Raw genomic sequence first — 896 nt, 5'->3', positions numbered from 1 at the left:
GAACTTCTATGCTTTTAGGGACATATTCCAGTGGATGGTCTAAATTATATAAAGCCTGTTTCGTTGCCTGAATTGCAGATTCTGTTGTGTTTCCCAAAATGTCGATGTTATCCACATCGACCTCACCCTTCATCTGCTTATTCAGCCTTTGTACCATCATCTGTGATATATGGCTCAACATTCCGTTTTTCTTTATTCCCATACCATTCGCATTTACTTCCTTTGCTGCTTCCATCCATGCATCTTTTACCTCCTGCGGAGCATTCGGACCAATCATATCAAATGCTTTTTCGTTAAAATCCACATCTGCCATATATGGATTTATACTCTCATTTTCCTGTTCGGTATGTTCTGTACTAAATTGAGGAATATTATCCTGTCTGCGTCTGTTTTCGTATGGCACACCATTCATAGAATAGTTGGAACTAATCTGCATATATCAATACCCCTTTTTTATTTGAATTGCATTATTATCATTAGGCTTTCGCTTCAAAAACTGGTCTTTTCTCCAGATAATCCGGTAATTCTTTTAATTCAGAATTCATACCATTCTTTACGGCATTATATTCCTTCCAGTAAATGGAATAAAATTCATCTTTTCTTGTAAGTTCTGCCGGAGTCATTTCGTATCCCCAGCCAGCACCGGTATTTGACAATACATTGACACCCTGACTCTGAATTTGAACACCATAACCTCCTGATGTTAAAATAGTGAAATTTAATGTTCCACCTCCTGCCAGTGCAATCTGCTTGTCTGCAAGATTCTGATTTTTTCCCTCTGCCTGTTCCAAAAAATCCAGTAAGGTTAATTCTCCGATCCCTTTACATTTTGGATTGGTATTTTGATTTTTCATTGCACTTTTTGCCTGTTGGTACAACTGCTTTCTATCCGGTGC

1 protein-coding gene and 1 pseudogene are annotated in these 896 nt (G+C 37.9%); both read right to left on the bottom strand.

Annotation, left to right across the window (positions count from 1 at the left end; translation table 11 throughout):
* A partial coding sequence (locus H8S17_RS17385; RefSeq protein WP_186867899.1) for a hypothetical protein occupies positions 1–436 on the bottom strand: 436 nt, incomplete at its 3' end.
* 40 nt (positions 437–476) lie between these two features.
* Positions 477–896, bottom strand: a pseudogene (locus tag H8S17_RS17380) (hypothetical protein); the annotation flags it as partial.

Origin of the sequence: Roseburia zhanii (assembly GCF_014287635.1) — a bacterium.
Taxonomy (GTDB): Bacteria; Bacillota; Clostridia; order Lachnospirales; family Lachnospiraceae; genus Roseburia_B; species Roseburia_B zhanii.
The sequence above is the reverse complement of the archived record's forward strand: the minus strand, read 5'-3'. Positions and strand labels throughout refer to the sequence as shown.